The following is a 13,522-nucleotide window of genomic DNA, read 5'->3' on the forward strand; positions in this document are numbered from 1 at the left end:
ATAATTCCCCCAGATCACCGGCCTGCACGCATTGGCAGCCGGACCGAGATCCCCGGCAAGCCGGACCTGCAAACAGCAGCCCATCCGGCACCAGCCCTCCTCCCCCAAGATTCATACCAGCTCCGCCAAGGAGTCATTCCATGCACTTAAACGAACTCAAGGCACTGCACGTGTCTGAAGTCCTGAAGCAGGCCGAAGAACTCGAAATCGAAAACACGGGCCGGATGCGCAAGCAGGAGCTGATGTTTGCCATCATCAAGAAGCGCGCCAAGGCGGGAGAGCAGGTGTTCGCGGACGGGGTGCTGGAAATCCTGCCGGACGGCTTCGGCTTCCTGCGCAGCCCGGACACGAGCTTCACGGCGAGCACGGACGACATCTACATCTCCCCCAGCCAGGTGCGCCGCTTCAACCTGCACACCGGCGACATGATCGAAGGCGAAGTGCGCACCCCGAAGGACGGCGAGCGCTACTTTGCCCTGACCAAGCTCGACAAGGTCAACGACGGCCCGCCCGAGCAGAACAAGCACAAGGTGATGTTCGAAAACCTGACGCCCCTGTTCCCCAAGGAGCAGATGCGCCTGGAGCGCGACGTCAAGAGCGAAGAGAACATCACCGGCCGCATCATCGACATCATCGCGCCCATCGGCCGCGGCCAGCGCGCGCTGATCGTCGCCCCGCCCAAGAGCGGCAAGACGGTGATGATGCAGCACATCGCCCACGCCATCACGGCCAACAACCCCGACGTGCACCTGATGGTGCTGCTGGTGGACGAGCGCCCTGAGGAAGTGACCGAAATGCAGCGCACGGTGAAGGGCGAGATCATCGCCTCCACCTTCGACGAGCCGGCCGCGCGCCACGTGCACGTGGCCGAGATGGTGATCGAGCGCGCCAAGCGCCTGGTCGAGCTCAAGAAGGACGTGGTGATCCTGCTCGACTCCATCACCCGCCTGGCCCGCGCCTACAACAACGTCGTGCCGTCGAGCGGCAAGGTGCTGTCCGGTGGTGTGGACGCCGCCGCGCTGCAGCGCCCCAAGCGCTTCTTCGGCGCGGCGCGCAAGGTCGAGGAAGGTGGCTCGCTCACCATCATCGCCACCGCGCTGGTCGACACCGGCAGCCGCATGGACGAAGTGATCTTTGAAGAATTCAAGGGCACCGGCAACTGCGAGATCCACCTGAACCGCCGCCTGTACGAAAAGCGCGTGTTCCCGGCCATCGAGCTCAACAAGAGCGGCACCCGCCGCGAAGAGCTGCTGCTGGCGCCCGAGATCCTGCAAAAGACCCGCATCCTGCGCCAGTTCATGTACAACATGGACGAGATCGAGTCCATGGAGCTCATGATCAAGAACATGAAGGCCACCAAGACCAATGTGGACTTCTTCGACATGATGCGACGAGGCGGGTAAGCCCCCCCTGAGTCGCCTTCGGCGCCTTCCCCCGGAGGGGGACGCCACCCGTGGCCTGGCAGAGCCAGTTCCACGGTGGCACTGGGCTTGGGCCGCGCCGGTTTCCATCGCTGTGACGGATGCGCAGCGACGTTGAAGAAGACACGTATTCGCCCTGTGCCATAATAGAGGGCTTTTTCTGCGGAAAGTACGCTGGATGTTCCACGGCGCAAAGGTTGCACCGGGTTCAGCACGGCTCCCGCACTTGACAAGGATTGATCATGAAAGAAGGCATTCACCCCAACTACCGCGAAGTCCTGTTCTCGGACCTGTCCAACGGTTTCAAGTTCGTGACCCGTTCGTGCGTGAACACGAAGGAAATGGAAACCTTCGAAGGCAAGGAATACCCGCTGTTCAAGCTGGACACCTCCTCTGAATCGCACCCCTTCTACACCGGCACGCAAAAGTCCGTGGACAACATGGGTGGCCGCGTCGAGCGCTTCCGCAACCGTTTCGGCAAGACCGCAGCGAAGTAATTCGCCTTCTGCGCTCCGCCACAAAGGCAGCCCGGGCAACCGCGCTGCCTTTTTCTATGCTTTTGCCTTTATTCTCGGTGGCTCCGTTTTTGCCGCCCCCTGACGCGTGAATCCACCGACCCCCGCCATCGTCACCCAGAACGCCGTCAGCCCCCTTCCACGCTGGGCGCTGATGCTGCTGTGCATCGCCTACGTCGTGCCGGGCTTCATCGGGCGCGATCCTTGGAAAAGCGCGGATGTCACGGCATTTGGGTACATGCTGGAGCTGGCACAGGGGCGTACTCCGTGGCTCAGCCCCTTGCTCGGGGGCATGCCGCCGGAAACCGAGGGGCTGCTTCCGTATTGGCTGGGGGCGTGGGCCATCCAGCTGGCGCCGCAGTGGGTGTCCGCCGAGATGGCCGTGCGTTTTCCGTTCGCGGCCCTGCTGGCGATCACCTTGACCGCCACCTGGTATGCCGTGTACTACCTCGCGCGCAGCCCGGGGGCCCAGCCCGTGGCCTTCGCCTTCGGCGGCGAAGCCAACCCGCCCGACTATGCCCGCGCCATCGCCGATGGCGGCCTGCTGGCCCTGATTGCCTGCCTGGGCCTGGCGCAGCTGTCGCATGAGGTGACGAGCTACCTGGCGCAGCTCAGTTGCACGGCGCTGCTCTTCTTCGCGGTGGCTGCCATGCCGCACCGCACGGTCGCGCCCGCCGTGGCGCTTGTCGCCGGCATGGCTGGCCTGACGCTGGCCGGGGCTCCCGCGCTCGCGGCCCTGCTCGGGCTGGGCAGCATGGCGGTGGTGGTGTATGCGCCCGGCAGCGGTTCTGACCGCCGCCTGCGGTGGGCGCTGGCCCTCGCGGCGGTCACGCTGGCGGCGGCGCTGCTGGCCTGGGGCCTGGACCTCTGGCGCTGGCGGATCGTGGGCTCCGGCTCCGGGGGCAAGGAGTGGCAGAGCCTGGCACGGCTGCTGCTGTGGTTTGGATGGCCCGCCTGGCCCCTGGCCCTGTGGACCCTGTGGCGCTGGCGCAAGCAGATCGTCAGCCGCCAGGGGCACCGGCACCTGCTGCTTCCGCTGTGGTTTGTGGCGGTATCCGTCGCCGCCACCGCCACCACCCAGCCCGCCGACCGGGCCTTGCTGCTGGGCCTGCCCGCCATGGCCGCGCTGGCGGCCTTCGCGCTGCCCACGCTGCGCCGCAGCGTGGGCGCCCTGATCGACTGGTTCACGCTGCTGTTCTTCACGGTATCGGCGTTGGCGATCTGGGTCATCTGGATCGCCATGCAGACGGGGTTTCCCGCCAAGCCCGCCGCCAATGTGGCCAAGCTGGCCCCCGGCTTCGTGCCGGAGTTCTCCGCGCTGGCCCTGGTCGTGGCCCTGGCGGCCACCGTGGGCTGGTGCAGCCTGGTCTGGTGGCGCGCTTCGCGCGACCGGGCCCCGATCTGGAAAAGCCTGGTGCTGCCCGCCGGCGGCGCGGCGCTGGGCTGGCTGCTGCTCATGACGCTGTGGCTGCCGCTTCTGGACTACGCCCGCAGTTACCGGCCCCAGGTTCGCAGCGTGATGGCGGCACTCGGGCCGGCACCGGGCTGCGTGCAGACTGTGGGATTGAACCGCGCCCAGGTGGCGGCACTGCAGTACCACGGCGGCCTTTCGCTCCAGCGGGCGGGACTGCAGGACGAGTGCGACTGGCTGGTGGCAGACATCGCGTCCTGGCCGCCTTCCGAGCGCATGGTCAACGCGGCGCGCTGGGAAGCCCGGGCCACCATTCCCCGCCCCACCGACAAGAACGACCACCTCCTGGTGTTTCGCCGCGCAGGGCCTGCGCGCTGATGTCCGAACTGTCGGGCATCTCGCGCCACGCGGTGACGGTGCTGGCGGGGCAGCTGGCCGTGATGGCCTTTGGTGTCACGGACACCATCGTTGCCGGGCGCCATGCGGAATCCTCGCTGGCCGCGCTGTCAGTGGGTTCGGCCATCTTCATCAGCGTGTATGTGGCGCTGATCGGGATTCTGCAGGCCCTGCTGCCGGTATGGGCTGAGCAGCGCGGCGCCCGGCAGACGGACGCCCTGGGCCGCTCCCTGCGGCAGGCGCTGTACCTGTGCGGGGCGGCATCGCTGCTGGGAATGGCCATCCTGCTGTCGCCGGGGCCCCTGCTGCGCTGGACCGAGGTGCCCCCCGCCCTGCGCACCGAGGTGGAGAGCTACCTGGCCGTGCTGGCCCTGGCGCTGCCACCCGCCCTGCTCTTTCGGATCTACAGTACCCTGAACCAGGCCCTGGGACGCCCCCAGCTGGTGACCTGGCTGCAGGTGGGATCGCTGCTCGTGAAGCTGCCCCTGTCGGTCTGGTTCACCTTCGGCGGCGGCGGGCTGCCCGCGCTGGGCGTGGTCGGATGCGCCTGGGCCACGCTGGTGGTCAACTGCAGCATGCTCGCGGTGGCGGTCTGGCTGCTGCGCACCCAGGATCTCTATGGGCCCCTGCGCATCTGGCGCCGCATGGAACCCCCTCACTGGCCCACCATCGCGGGCTTTGCCCGGCTGGGCATCCCGGCCGGGCTCGCGGTCATGGTCGAGGTGACCTCGTTCACGCTGATGGCCTTGTTCATCGCGCGCCAGGGCACCACGGCGTCGGCGGCCCACCAGATTGCGGCCAATGTGGCGGCCGTGCTCTACATGGTGCCGCTGTCGCTGGCGATCGCCACCAGCGCCCGCGTCAGCTACTGGCTGGGGGCGGGCGAACCTGCGCGGGCACGCCAGGTGGTTTTCATAGGTTTCAAGCTCTCAGCGCTTATCGGTATTGCGCTGGCAGCTATATTATTAATAGCAAAAGACCAGATTGGAGGCGTGTACTCCGGCAACACCGGCGTGGTGGCCCTGACGGGAGGGGTCATGGTGTGGGTGGCCGCCTACCACGCGGCCGATGCGCTGCAGACACTGTGCGTCTTCGTGCTGCGCTGCTACCGCATCACGGTGGCGCCGCTGGTGGTGTATTGCGTGCTGCTGTGGGGCGCCGGCCTGGGGGGCGGCTACCTGCTGGCCTATCGTGGCCTGGGGCCGTGGGCCGCTGAGCCATCGCCTACGCCTTTCTGGGCCGCGAGCGCAGCGGCGCTGGTCGCGACGGCCGCGCTGTTCCTGGCGATGCTCTGGCGTGCGGTCAATCCGGCAGCGAGAAAACACGCAACCGGTTCGCCGGGAAGGTGACCGCGAACACCGAGCCCTTGCCCAGGGTGCTGGAGATGTCCAGCGTGGCGCCGTGCCGCTGCAGCACATGCTTGACGATGGCCAGTCCCAGGCCCGTGCCGCCGGTCTCGCGGGAACGGCTGCGGTCCACGCGGTAAAAACGCTCCGTCAGGCGCGGCAGGTGTTCCGGCGCGATGCCCGGCCCCGTGTCCTGCACCGAGAAGACGGCACGGCCGTCCTCCTTGCGCTGCCAGGCCACCGTGATCGATCCGCCCGCGGGCGTGTAGCGCACGGCGTTGCTGATGAGGTTGGACAGCGCGCTCTGCAGCTCGGCGGGCACGCCCGCGATATCGCCTTCGGCACGCAGGCTGTCCACGGCCGGAAAAATCATCACATGCTGGCGCGGCTGGTTCTGCGTGAGCAGGGCGGACAATGCGCGGCCCTCTTCCTCGCACCGCTGCATCAGCGCCTGCACGGGCGTCCACTCCGCCATGCCGGGCGGCGGACTGCCCTCCAGGCGCGACAGGGTCAGCAGGTCCTGCACCACGCTTTGCATGCGCAGCGCCTGCTGCGCCATCATGCCCAGGTAGCGCGCTCGCTCATCGGCATTCAGCGGCAGGGTCTGCAGGGTCTCGACGAAACCGGCCAGCACCGTCAGGGGCGTGCGGATCTCATGGGACACATTGGCCACGAAGTCACGCCGCATGGCCTCGGCCTGCTCCAGCGCCGTGACATCGCGCGACAGCAGCAAGGTGCGCCCGTCCCCGTAGGGGTGCAGGTGCACCGAGATGCGCACGGGCCGCGAGGGCGTGCTGAAGCGCCCTTCCAGCACCACATCGTGGGTGAAGTCCTGGACGGCGAAGTAGGCCGTGAACTCGGGGTCGCGCACCAGGTTGCCGATCGATTGCATCACATCGCGCTGGGCATCAAAACCAAACTGGTTGGCCGCCATCTGGTTGCACCACTCGATCCGGCCCTGCGCATCCAGCAAGACCACGCCGTTGGGCGTGGCCTGCAGCGCCGCCAGGATTTCCTGCAGCCGGTCCTGGCTGTCGCGGATCTGCGCCTGCTGCCTGCGCAGAAGGCGCCGAGCGCGGTCCGCCGCCTCGCCCCAGATGCCGCGCATGGCAGGCACTTCCGCCAGGTCGCCCGTGCGCAGCCAGCGCAGCACGCGGGCACCGCGCAGCAGGTCCCATACAAACCAGGCCCAGCCCGCCAAGGCCGCGCCCAGGGCCGCGCCCCAGGGGCCGCCCTGCCACCATCCCAGGCCACCACCCGCCATCTGCCAGAGCAGGAAATACGAAATACGCCACAGCATGCGGTCAGCTCAGCCTTCTTATCAACGCCAGGGGCGCAACCCGTGCACCCCATCCAAACATCAGGCCTGCGCCATCACGCCTGCAACTGCACCTGCGGCTGGGCCGTGAGCCGGTAGCCTGCCCCGCGCACGGTTTCCACCATGACGGATGCGGCACCCAGCGCTTCACGCAGCCGCTTGACATGCACATCCACCGTGCGCTCCTCGATGAACACATGGTCGCCCCACACCTTGTCGAGCAGCTGCGAGCGGCTGTGCACGCGCTCGGCGTGTTTCATCAGGAAGTGCAGCAGCTTGAACTCGGTGGGGCCCACCTTGAGCGGCTGGCCCTGGAAGGTCACGCGGTAGGTGCCGGCATCCAGCACCAGCTCGCCGATGGTCACGCTGTCGCTGACCTGCTCGGGCGCACGGCGGCGCAGCACCGCGCGGATGCGAGCCAGCAGCTCCTGCGTGGAAAATGGCTTGGTGATGTAGTCGTCGGCACCGGCATCCAGCCCCGCCACCTTGTCGGGCTCGTCGCCACGGGCGGTGAGCATGAGGATGGGGATGGGCTTGGTACGGCTGTCGGCACGCCATTTGCGGGCCAGCGACAGGCCGCTTTGGCCCGGCAGCATCCAGTCCAGCAGGATGACATCCGGCAGCACGGCGTCGAGCTCGCGCTGGGCGGAGTCGCCGTCTTCCGCCCAGAAGGGCTGGAATCCGTTGTGGCGCAGATTGACGGCAATCAGCTCGGCAATCGCGGGTTCGTCCTCCACGATGAGGACGCGTGGGAGCTTTCTCATAGGTGTGCCAAAGCCCTTTCTTACAGCACGGCCGACTCGATCTCGTCGAGGGCAGTGTGGCGCACATCCTTGCCCTTGACCAGATAGATGATCAGCTCGGCCACGTTCTTGGAATGGTCACCGATGCGCTCGATGGCCTTGGCCAGGAACAACAGGTCCAGGCTGGGCGAGATGGTGCGCGGGTCTTCCATCATGTAGGTGATGAGCTTGCGCACGAAGCCGTCGAATTCCTTGTCGATGAGGTCATCCTCCTTGAGGATGGCCACGGCCGCCTTGACGTCCAGCCGCGCGAACGCGTCCAGCGTCTTGCGCAGCTGGCCCGAGGCCAGCTCGGCTGCCACGCGCAGGTCGCTCGACGGCAGCGAACGCGGGGCGCCGCCTTCGATGATGGAGCGCACCATGCGCGCCATCTTGTTGGCCTCGTCGCCCATGCGCTCGAGGTTGGCCGTGGCCTTGGAGAAGGCCAGCAGCAGGCGCAAATCGCGCGCGGTGGGCTGGCGGCGGGCGATGATGGAGGAGAGCTCCTGGTCGATCTCGACCTCCATCGCATTGATGCGGGTCTCCATCGAGGCCACGGTCTCCACGGCCTCCAGGCTGAACTGGGACAGCGCGTAGACCGCCTGCCGGATCTGCGATTCCACCAGCCCCCCCATCTCCATGACACGGGCGGACACGCTGTTGAGTTCGCTGTCGAACTGGGACGAAAGATGTTTATCGGGCATCTGCTGTCTCCTTAGCCGAAACGGCCGGTAATGTAGTCTTCGGTTTCCTTGCGCTCGGGCTTGAAGAAGATCTGTTCGGTGGCACCGAACTCGATCATTTCGCCGAGGTACATGTAGGCGGTGTAGTCGCTGCAGCGGGCGGCCTGCTGCATGTTGTGCGTCACGATGGCGATGGTGTAGTCGTGCTTGAGCTCGTCGATCAGCTCTTCGATCTTGGCGGTGGACAGCGGGTCCAGCGCCGAGGTGGGCTCGTCGAGCAGGAGCACCGAGGGCTTGACGGCCACGCTGCGCGCGATGCACAGGCGCTGCTGCTGGCCGCCGGACAGGGACAGGCCGCTCTGGTGCAGCTTGTCCTTCACCTCGGTCCACAGCGCCGCCTTGGACAGAGCCCATTCCACGCGGTCGTCCATCTCGCTCTTGCTCAGCGTCTCGTAGAGCTTCACGCCGAAGGCGATGTTGTCGTAGATGGACATGGGAAACGGCGTGGGCTTCTGGAACACCATGCCGATGCGCGCGCGCAGCAGGTTGATGTCCTGCTTGGGGTCCAGGATGTCCTGGCCGTAGAAGTTGATCGAGCCTTCCGCACGCTGGCCCGGGTACAGGCTGTACATGCGGTTGAGCGTGCGCAGCAGGGTGGACTTGCCGCAGCCCGAAGGGCCGATGAAGGCGGTGACCTTGTGTTCCGCGATGTTAAGACTGACATTGCGCAGCCCCTGGAACTTGCCGTAGAAGAAGCTCAGGTTGCGCAGTTCCAGCGCATTCTTGCTGGCGGTGGCGGTAGCGGTGGCGTTCATTGTCAATTCCTGAAAATGGAGGCGGTCTGTATCTGCAATGGGGAGGGCTGGCGTGGGGTCAGACGCGGTTCTTCTCGCGCAGGAAGACCCGTGCCACGACGTTGAGGATCAGCACCGACAGCGTGATGAGCAAGGCACCGCCCCAGGCCAGGCGCACCCAGTTCTCATAGGGGCTCAGGGCAAACTGGAAGATCACCACCGGCAGGTTGGCCATGGGGGCGCTCATGTTGGTGCTGAAGAACTGGTTGTTGAGCGCGGTGAACAGCAGGGGCGCCGTCTCGCCGCTGATGCGGGCCACCGCCAGCAGCAGGCCGGTCATCACGCCGCTGCGCGCGGCGCGCAGGGTGACCATGGTGGACACCTTCCAGCGCGGCGCGCCGAGCGCGAAGGCCGCTTCGCGCAGGCTGCCGGGCACCAGGCGCAGCATGTTCTCGGTGGTGCGCACCACCACGGGCACGGCGATCAGCGACAGCGCCAGGCTGCCAGCCCAGCCCGAGAAGTTGCCCACCGTTGCCACGGCGATCGCGTAGACGAAGAGCCCGAGCACAATGGACGGGGCCGACAGCATGATGTCGGTCACGAAACGGGTGAGTTCGGCCGTCTTGCTCTGGTCGCCGTATTCCGCCAGGTACACGCCCGCCAGAACACCGATCGGCGTCGATACCAGCACGGTGAAGCCCACCATCATGAGGCTGCCGACGATGGCGTTGGCCAGGCCGCCGCCCTCGGAGCCCGGTGCCGGCGTGGACTGGGTGAACATGTTCAGGTCCAGCGCGGCCAGGCCGTTGGCCAGCAGCACGCTCAGTATCCACAGCAGCACGAACAGGCCCAGCACCATCGCGCCCAGGGACAGGGTCAGGCCGACGGCGTTGGAGCGCTGGCGCTTTTTGTAGAGTTGTTGGTTGAATTCCATGGAGCTTGTCTCAAAGGAGGTTCATGGGCAGTGCGGCGCGGGCTCAGAGGCCCTTGGCCTTTTCGGCGCGCAGCATCATGATCTTGGCGGCCGACAGGACCACGAACGTGATCACGAACAGCAGGAAACCGAGGGCAAACAGCGTGGAGAGGTGGAAATCCGCCGCCTCGCCAAATTCATTGGCCAGCGTGGAGGCAATGGACGTCCCTGGCGAAAACAGCGAAGTGGGCATGCGGTTGGCATTGCCGATCACGAAGGTCACCGCCATGGTCTCGCCCAGGGCGCGGCCCAGGCCCAGCATGACGCCGCCGATCACGCCCTTTTGCGTATAGGGCAGCACGACGCGGCGCACCACCTCCCAGGTCGTGCAGCCCAGGCCGTAGGCCGACTCGCGCAGGATGGGCGGGACGATCTCGAACACATCGCGCATCACGGCCGCCACGAAGGGCAGCACCATGAACGCCAGCACGATGCCGGCGGCCAGGATGCCGAAACCGTTGGTGCTGCCGCCAAACAGGAAGCCCACCAGCGGCATCGAGCCCAGCAGCTTCTGCACCGGCATCTGGAAGTAGTCGGCAAACAGCGGGGCGAACACGAACAGGCCGAACATGCCGTAGATGATCGAAGGCACGGCCGCCAGCAGTTCCACCGCCGTGCCCAGCGGGCGCCGCAGCCAGACCGGGCAGGTTTCCGTGAGGAAAAGGGCGATGCCGAAAGCCAGGGGCACCGCGATCAGCAGCGCGATGCCGGCGCTCGCCAGGGTGCCGACGATGGCAATTGCGGCACCGAATTCTTCATTGATGATGTCCCATTCCACGCGCCAGATGAACTGGACTCCGAACTTGTGGAATGTCGGCCACGCGTAGACAAAAAGGGAAACGATGATGCCCAGCAGCGCCGCGAGCACCAGCAGCGACAGGCTTTGGGTCAGGCGATGGAAAAAGATGTCCTGCAGGCGCTGCCGCCTGGCAATCGATACCATGGACTCTGTGGGGGCATCCGTCGTCTTGACGGACACAGGTTGCGAACTCATGGTGGTTCCCACGCTCATGTTGACTCCCATCTGGCTTCTGGAGGCCCCACAAACCAGCACCCATCAGCCAGACCAGCCGGCCGATGGGGGGTATTCTGGGGCAACTGGCTTACTTCTTGATCTGCGACCAGACCTTGGAGCGGATCTCGGCGGTCAGGCTGTCGGGCAGCGGAACATAGTCCAGTTCCGTGGCCATGCCCTTGCCGTTCTTGAACGCCCACTCGAAGAACTTCAACACTTCGGCCGACTGCGCCTTGTCGGCGGGGTCCTTGTACATCAGGATGAAAGAAGCGGTGCTGACGGGCCAGCTGTCCGCGCCCTTGGCGTTGACCATCGAGATGCCCATGCCCGGCACGCTGAACCAGTCGGCGCTGGCGGCGGCGGCCGCAAAAGTCTTGTCGTCAGGGCTCACGTACTTGCCGTCTGCATTCTGCAGTTGCAGGAAGTTCATGTTGTTCTTCTTGACGTAGGCGTATTCCACATAGCCGACAGCGCCCTTCACGCGGGTCACGTTGGCGGCCACGCCTTCGTTGCCCTTGCCGCCCACGGACGAAGCGGCAGGCCACTTCACGGCCGCGCCCTTGCCCACGGAATCAGCCCACTCCTTGCTGACCGCCGACAGGTAGTCGGTCCAGTTGAAGGTGGTGCCCGAACCATCCGCGCGGTGTACCACGGTGATGTTCTGGTCGGGCAGGGTCTTGCCAGGATTCAGCGCGGCGAGCTTGGCATCATTCCACTTGGCGATCTTGCCCAGGAAGATGTCCGCCAGCACGGGGCCCGTCACGCGCAGTTCGCCGGGCTTGAAGCCGTCCAGGTTGATCACGGGCACCGTGCCGCCGATGATGGCGGGAAACTGCACCATGCCGTCCTTGTCCAGGTCGGCGCCGGACACGGGCGCATCGGTGGCGCCGAAAGCCACGGTCTTGGCGCGGATCTGGCGGATGCCGCCGGAGGATCCGATGGACTGGTAGTTCAGGCCCGTGCCCGTTTCCTTCTTGTAGGCCTCGGCCCACTTGGCGTACATGGGGAACGGAAAGGTCGCGCCTGCACCGGTGATGTCCGCCGCAAAGGCACTGCCCACAGCCATGGTGGCCAGTGCGACAGCGACGGTTTTGAGAAATGTGCGTTTCATTATTCAGTACCTTTTGGCTAGGGTTAACAGGAACAGCACGAACTCTAGGCCCCCAAGATGACAATTCGGTGACACAAGGCACCCCGTCGCACAGAGCCGCCACACGGTCATCCAGCGCCGCGCGCACCGTCATGAATCTGTCACACGGTCCACGGACACTGGGCGGCTCGCGATCAGCACCCGCCTCCATGAGGGAGACGACGGGTGCCGCACCGATGCACCTGACGCTCGCGGTACGATGCCGAACGAAGCTCCCACCAGAAATACATGCAGAACGGCACACGCCTCGCCGCGGTCGACCTCGGCTCCAATAGTTTTCGCCTTGAAATCGGGCGCTATGAGTTCGGACATATCCAGCGGGTGGAATACCTCAAGGAAACCGTGCGCCAGGGCAACGGCCTCGACGAAGACCGCAATCTGACGCGCGACGCCATGGAGCGTGGCTGGGCCTGCCTGGCACGATTCGGAGAGCGGCTGGCGGGGTTTCCCCGTGCCCAGGTCCGTGCCGTGGCGACCCAGACGCTGCGCGAGGCACGCAATCGGGACGAGTTCCTGTCACGCGGCAGCGAGGTGCTGGGCTATCCGATCGATGTGGTGTCGGGCCCGGAAGAAGCACGGCTGATCTACCAGGGGGTGGCCCGCCTGCTGCCGCAATCCGACGAGCGCCGCCTGGTCGTGGACATCGGAGGGCGTTCCACGGAGCTCATCCTGGGCCAGCAGTTCACACCCTACTCCGTGGCCTCGTACCGCGTGGGCAGCGTGGCCTGGTCGCAGCGCTACTTCGCCAACGGCGAATTCACGGCCCAGGCGTTCCTGGCCGCCGAGATCGCGGCCAAGGCCGTGCTGGACGAAGCGCTGGAAACCTTCCGCCCCGAGACCTGGGACGTGTCTTACGGCTCCTCCGGCACCGCGGGCGCCGTGGGTGACATCCTGGCCGCCGCCGGCGGCCCGCAGGGCCTCATCACGCGGGACGGGCTGGGCTGGCTGCACGAGCGCCTGCTGCGCGCCCAGTCTGCCGACCGCGTGCGCCTGGAAGGGCTGAAGGAAGAGCGGCGCGCCGTCATCGGCGGGGGAATCAGCGTGCTGCGCGCCGTCTTCGACCTGCTGGACATCGAGCACATGCAGGTGGCACAGGGCGCCTTGCGCCAGGGCGCCCTCTACGACCTGCTGGACAGGGAGCAACCCGGCACCGACCTGCGTACCACCACCGTCAATGGACTCATGCAGCGGTTTGGCGTGGACATGGAGCACGCGGAACGGGTGGCGCGCACCGCGTGTGCCCTGTTCGAGCAGGCCACGCCCGGCGACAGCGAGCGAGCGTCGCGCAAGCTTGACTGGGCGGCGCGGCTGCACGAGATCGGCTGCCGCATATCCCACAGCGACTACCACCGCCACGGCGCCTACATCCTGGACAACACCGATGCCGCCGGGTTTGCCGTTCCCGAGCTGCATCGCCTGGGCGTGCTGGTGCAGGGACAGCGCGGCAAGGTGCGCAAGCTCGGCGCGGACCTGCAAGATCCTGTCTTCGTGCTGCAGCTGCTGAGCCTGCGCCTGTCCGTGGCGCTGTGCCATGCGCGCCGCGATCCGGACACGGCAGGCCTCTCATTGCAAGCCGAGGGGCCGCGTTTTCTCCTGCGCGCCCGCCCCGGCTGGGCTGCGGCCTTTCCGCAGTCTGCGCACCTTCTTCGCGAGGAAGTCCAGGCCTGGCAGAAGACGCCCTGGGAACTGGTGGTTGACCTTCCCTGAGCATTGGCAAT

Annotated in this window: 12 protein-coding genes; 5 read left to right on the forward strand and 7 right to left on the reverse strand. The window is 66.3% G+C overall.

Going from position 1 to position 13,522, the window contains the following annotated elements:
* The first annotated feature begins 140 nt into the window (after positions 1 to 140).
* The 4 genes from rho to AC07OD_RS15370 all read left to right on the forward strand — a co-directional run bounded on the left by rho (position 141) and on the right by AC07OD_RS15370 (position 5,092).
* Positions 141 to 1,403: a transcription termination factor Rho gene (rho, locus tag AC07OD_RS15355; RefSeq protein WP_056067265.1), complete on the forward strand. Its 1,263-nt coding sequence runs from the start codon at positions 141 to 143 to the stop codon at positions 1,401 to 1,403.
* Between the two features lie 260 nt (positions 1,404 to 1,663).
* Positions 1,664 to 1,918, forward strand: coding sequence for a type B 50S ribosomal protein L31 (locus AC07OD_RS15360; protein WP_008906759.1), 255 nt, complete (start codon positions 1,664 to 1,666; stop codon positions 1,916 to 1,918).
* A gap of 106 nt (positions 1,919 to 2,024) precedes the next feature.
* Positions 2,025 to 3,725: a hypothetical protein gene (locus tag AC07OD_RS15365; RefSeq protein WP_494597401.1), complete on the forward strand. Its 1,701-nt coding sequence runs from the start codon at positions 2,025 to 2,027 to the stop codon at positions 3,723 to 3,725.
* Positions 3,725 to 5,092, forward strand: coding sequence for an MATE family efflux transporter (locus AC07OD_RS15370; RefSeq protein WP_369642785.1), 1,368 nt, complete (start codon positions 3,725 to 3,727; stop codon positions 5,090 to 5,092). Before AC07OD_RS15365 ends, AC07OD_RS15370 begins: the two co-directional genes overlap by 1 nt.
* Here AC07OD_RS15370 and phoR read toward each other — a convergent pair.
* From phoR to pstS, 7 genes are all read right to left on the reverse strand, one after another.
* Positions 5,046 to 6,389, reverse strand: a complete 1,344-nt coding sequence (gene phoR, locus AC07OD_RS15375; RefSeq protein WP_494597402.1) for a phosphate regulon sensor histidine kinase PhoR — start codon at positions 6,387 to 6,389, stop codon at positions 5,046 to 5,048. The two genes, AC07OD_RS15370 and phoR, sit on opposite strands and share 47 nt — an antisense overlap.
* Positions 6,390 to 6,463: 74 nt before the next feature.
* A complete protein-coding gene (gene phoB, locus AC07OD_RS15380) occupies positions 6,464 to 7,171 on the reverse strand; it encodes a phosphate regulon transcriptional regulator PhoB (RefSeq protein ID WP_142146933.1) in 708 nt (235 codons plus the stop codon).
* A 20-nt stretch (positions 7,172 to 7,191) separates the two neighbouring features.
* Positions 7,192 to 7,893, reverse strand: a complete 702-nt coding sequence (phoU, locus tag AC07OD_RS15385; RefSeq protein ID WP_010457902.1) for a phosphate signaling complex protein PhoU — start codon at positions 7,891 to 7,893, stop codon at positions 7,192 to 7,194.
* Between the two features lie 11 nt (positions 7,894 to 7,904).
* Positions 7,905 to 8,687 (reverse strand): phosphate ABC transporter ATP-binding protein PstB, encoded by a 783-nt coding sequence (pstB, locus tag AC07OD_RS15390; RefSeq protein ID WP_218297659.1) that lies wholly within the window; start codon positions 8,685 to 8,687, stop codon positions 7,905 to 7,907.
* 58 nt (positions 8,688 to 8,745) lie between these two features.
* Positions 8,746 to 9,600 carry a phosphate ABC transporter permease PstA gene (gene pstA, locus AC07OD_RS15395; protein ID WP_218297660.1) on the reverse strand — a complete coding sequence of 285 codons (855 nt, stop codon included), beginning with the start codon at positions 9,598 to 9,600 and terminating at the stop codon, positions 8,746 to 8,748.
* Between the two features lie 43 nt (positions 9,601 to 9,643).
* Complete coding sequence (pstC, locus tag AC07OD_RS15400; RefSeq protein ID WP_218297661.1) at positions 9,644 to 10,663, reverse strand: phosphate ABC transporter permease subunit PstC; 1,020 nt, start codon at positions 10,661 to 10,663, stop codon at positions 9,644 to 9,646.
* Between the two features lie 79 nt (positions 10,664 to 10,742).
* Positions 10,743 to 11,765: a phosphate ABC transporter substrate-binding protein PstS gene (gene pstS, locus AC07OD_RS15405; RefSeq protein WP_218297662.1), complete on the reverse strand. Its 1,023-nt coding sequence runs from the start codon at positions 11,763 to 11,765 to the stop codon at positions 10,743 to 10,745.
* Between the two features lie 267 nt (positions 11,766 to 12,032).
* Here pstS and AC07OD_RS15410 point away from each other — a divergent pair, with 267 nt between their 5' ends.
* Complete coding sequence (locus tag AC07OD_RS15410) at positions 12,033 to 13,511, forward strand: Ppx/GppA phosphatase family protein (RefSeq protein ID WP_218297663.1); 1,479 nt, start codon at positions 12,033 to 12,035, stop codon at positions 13,509 to 13,511.
* Positions 13,512 to 13,522: the final 11 nt, after the last annotated feature.

Source organism: Acidovorax sp. GW821-FHT10E03 (genome assembly GCF_059415205.1).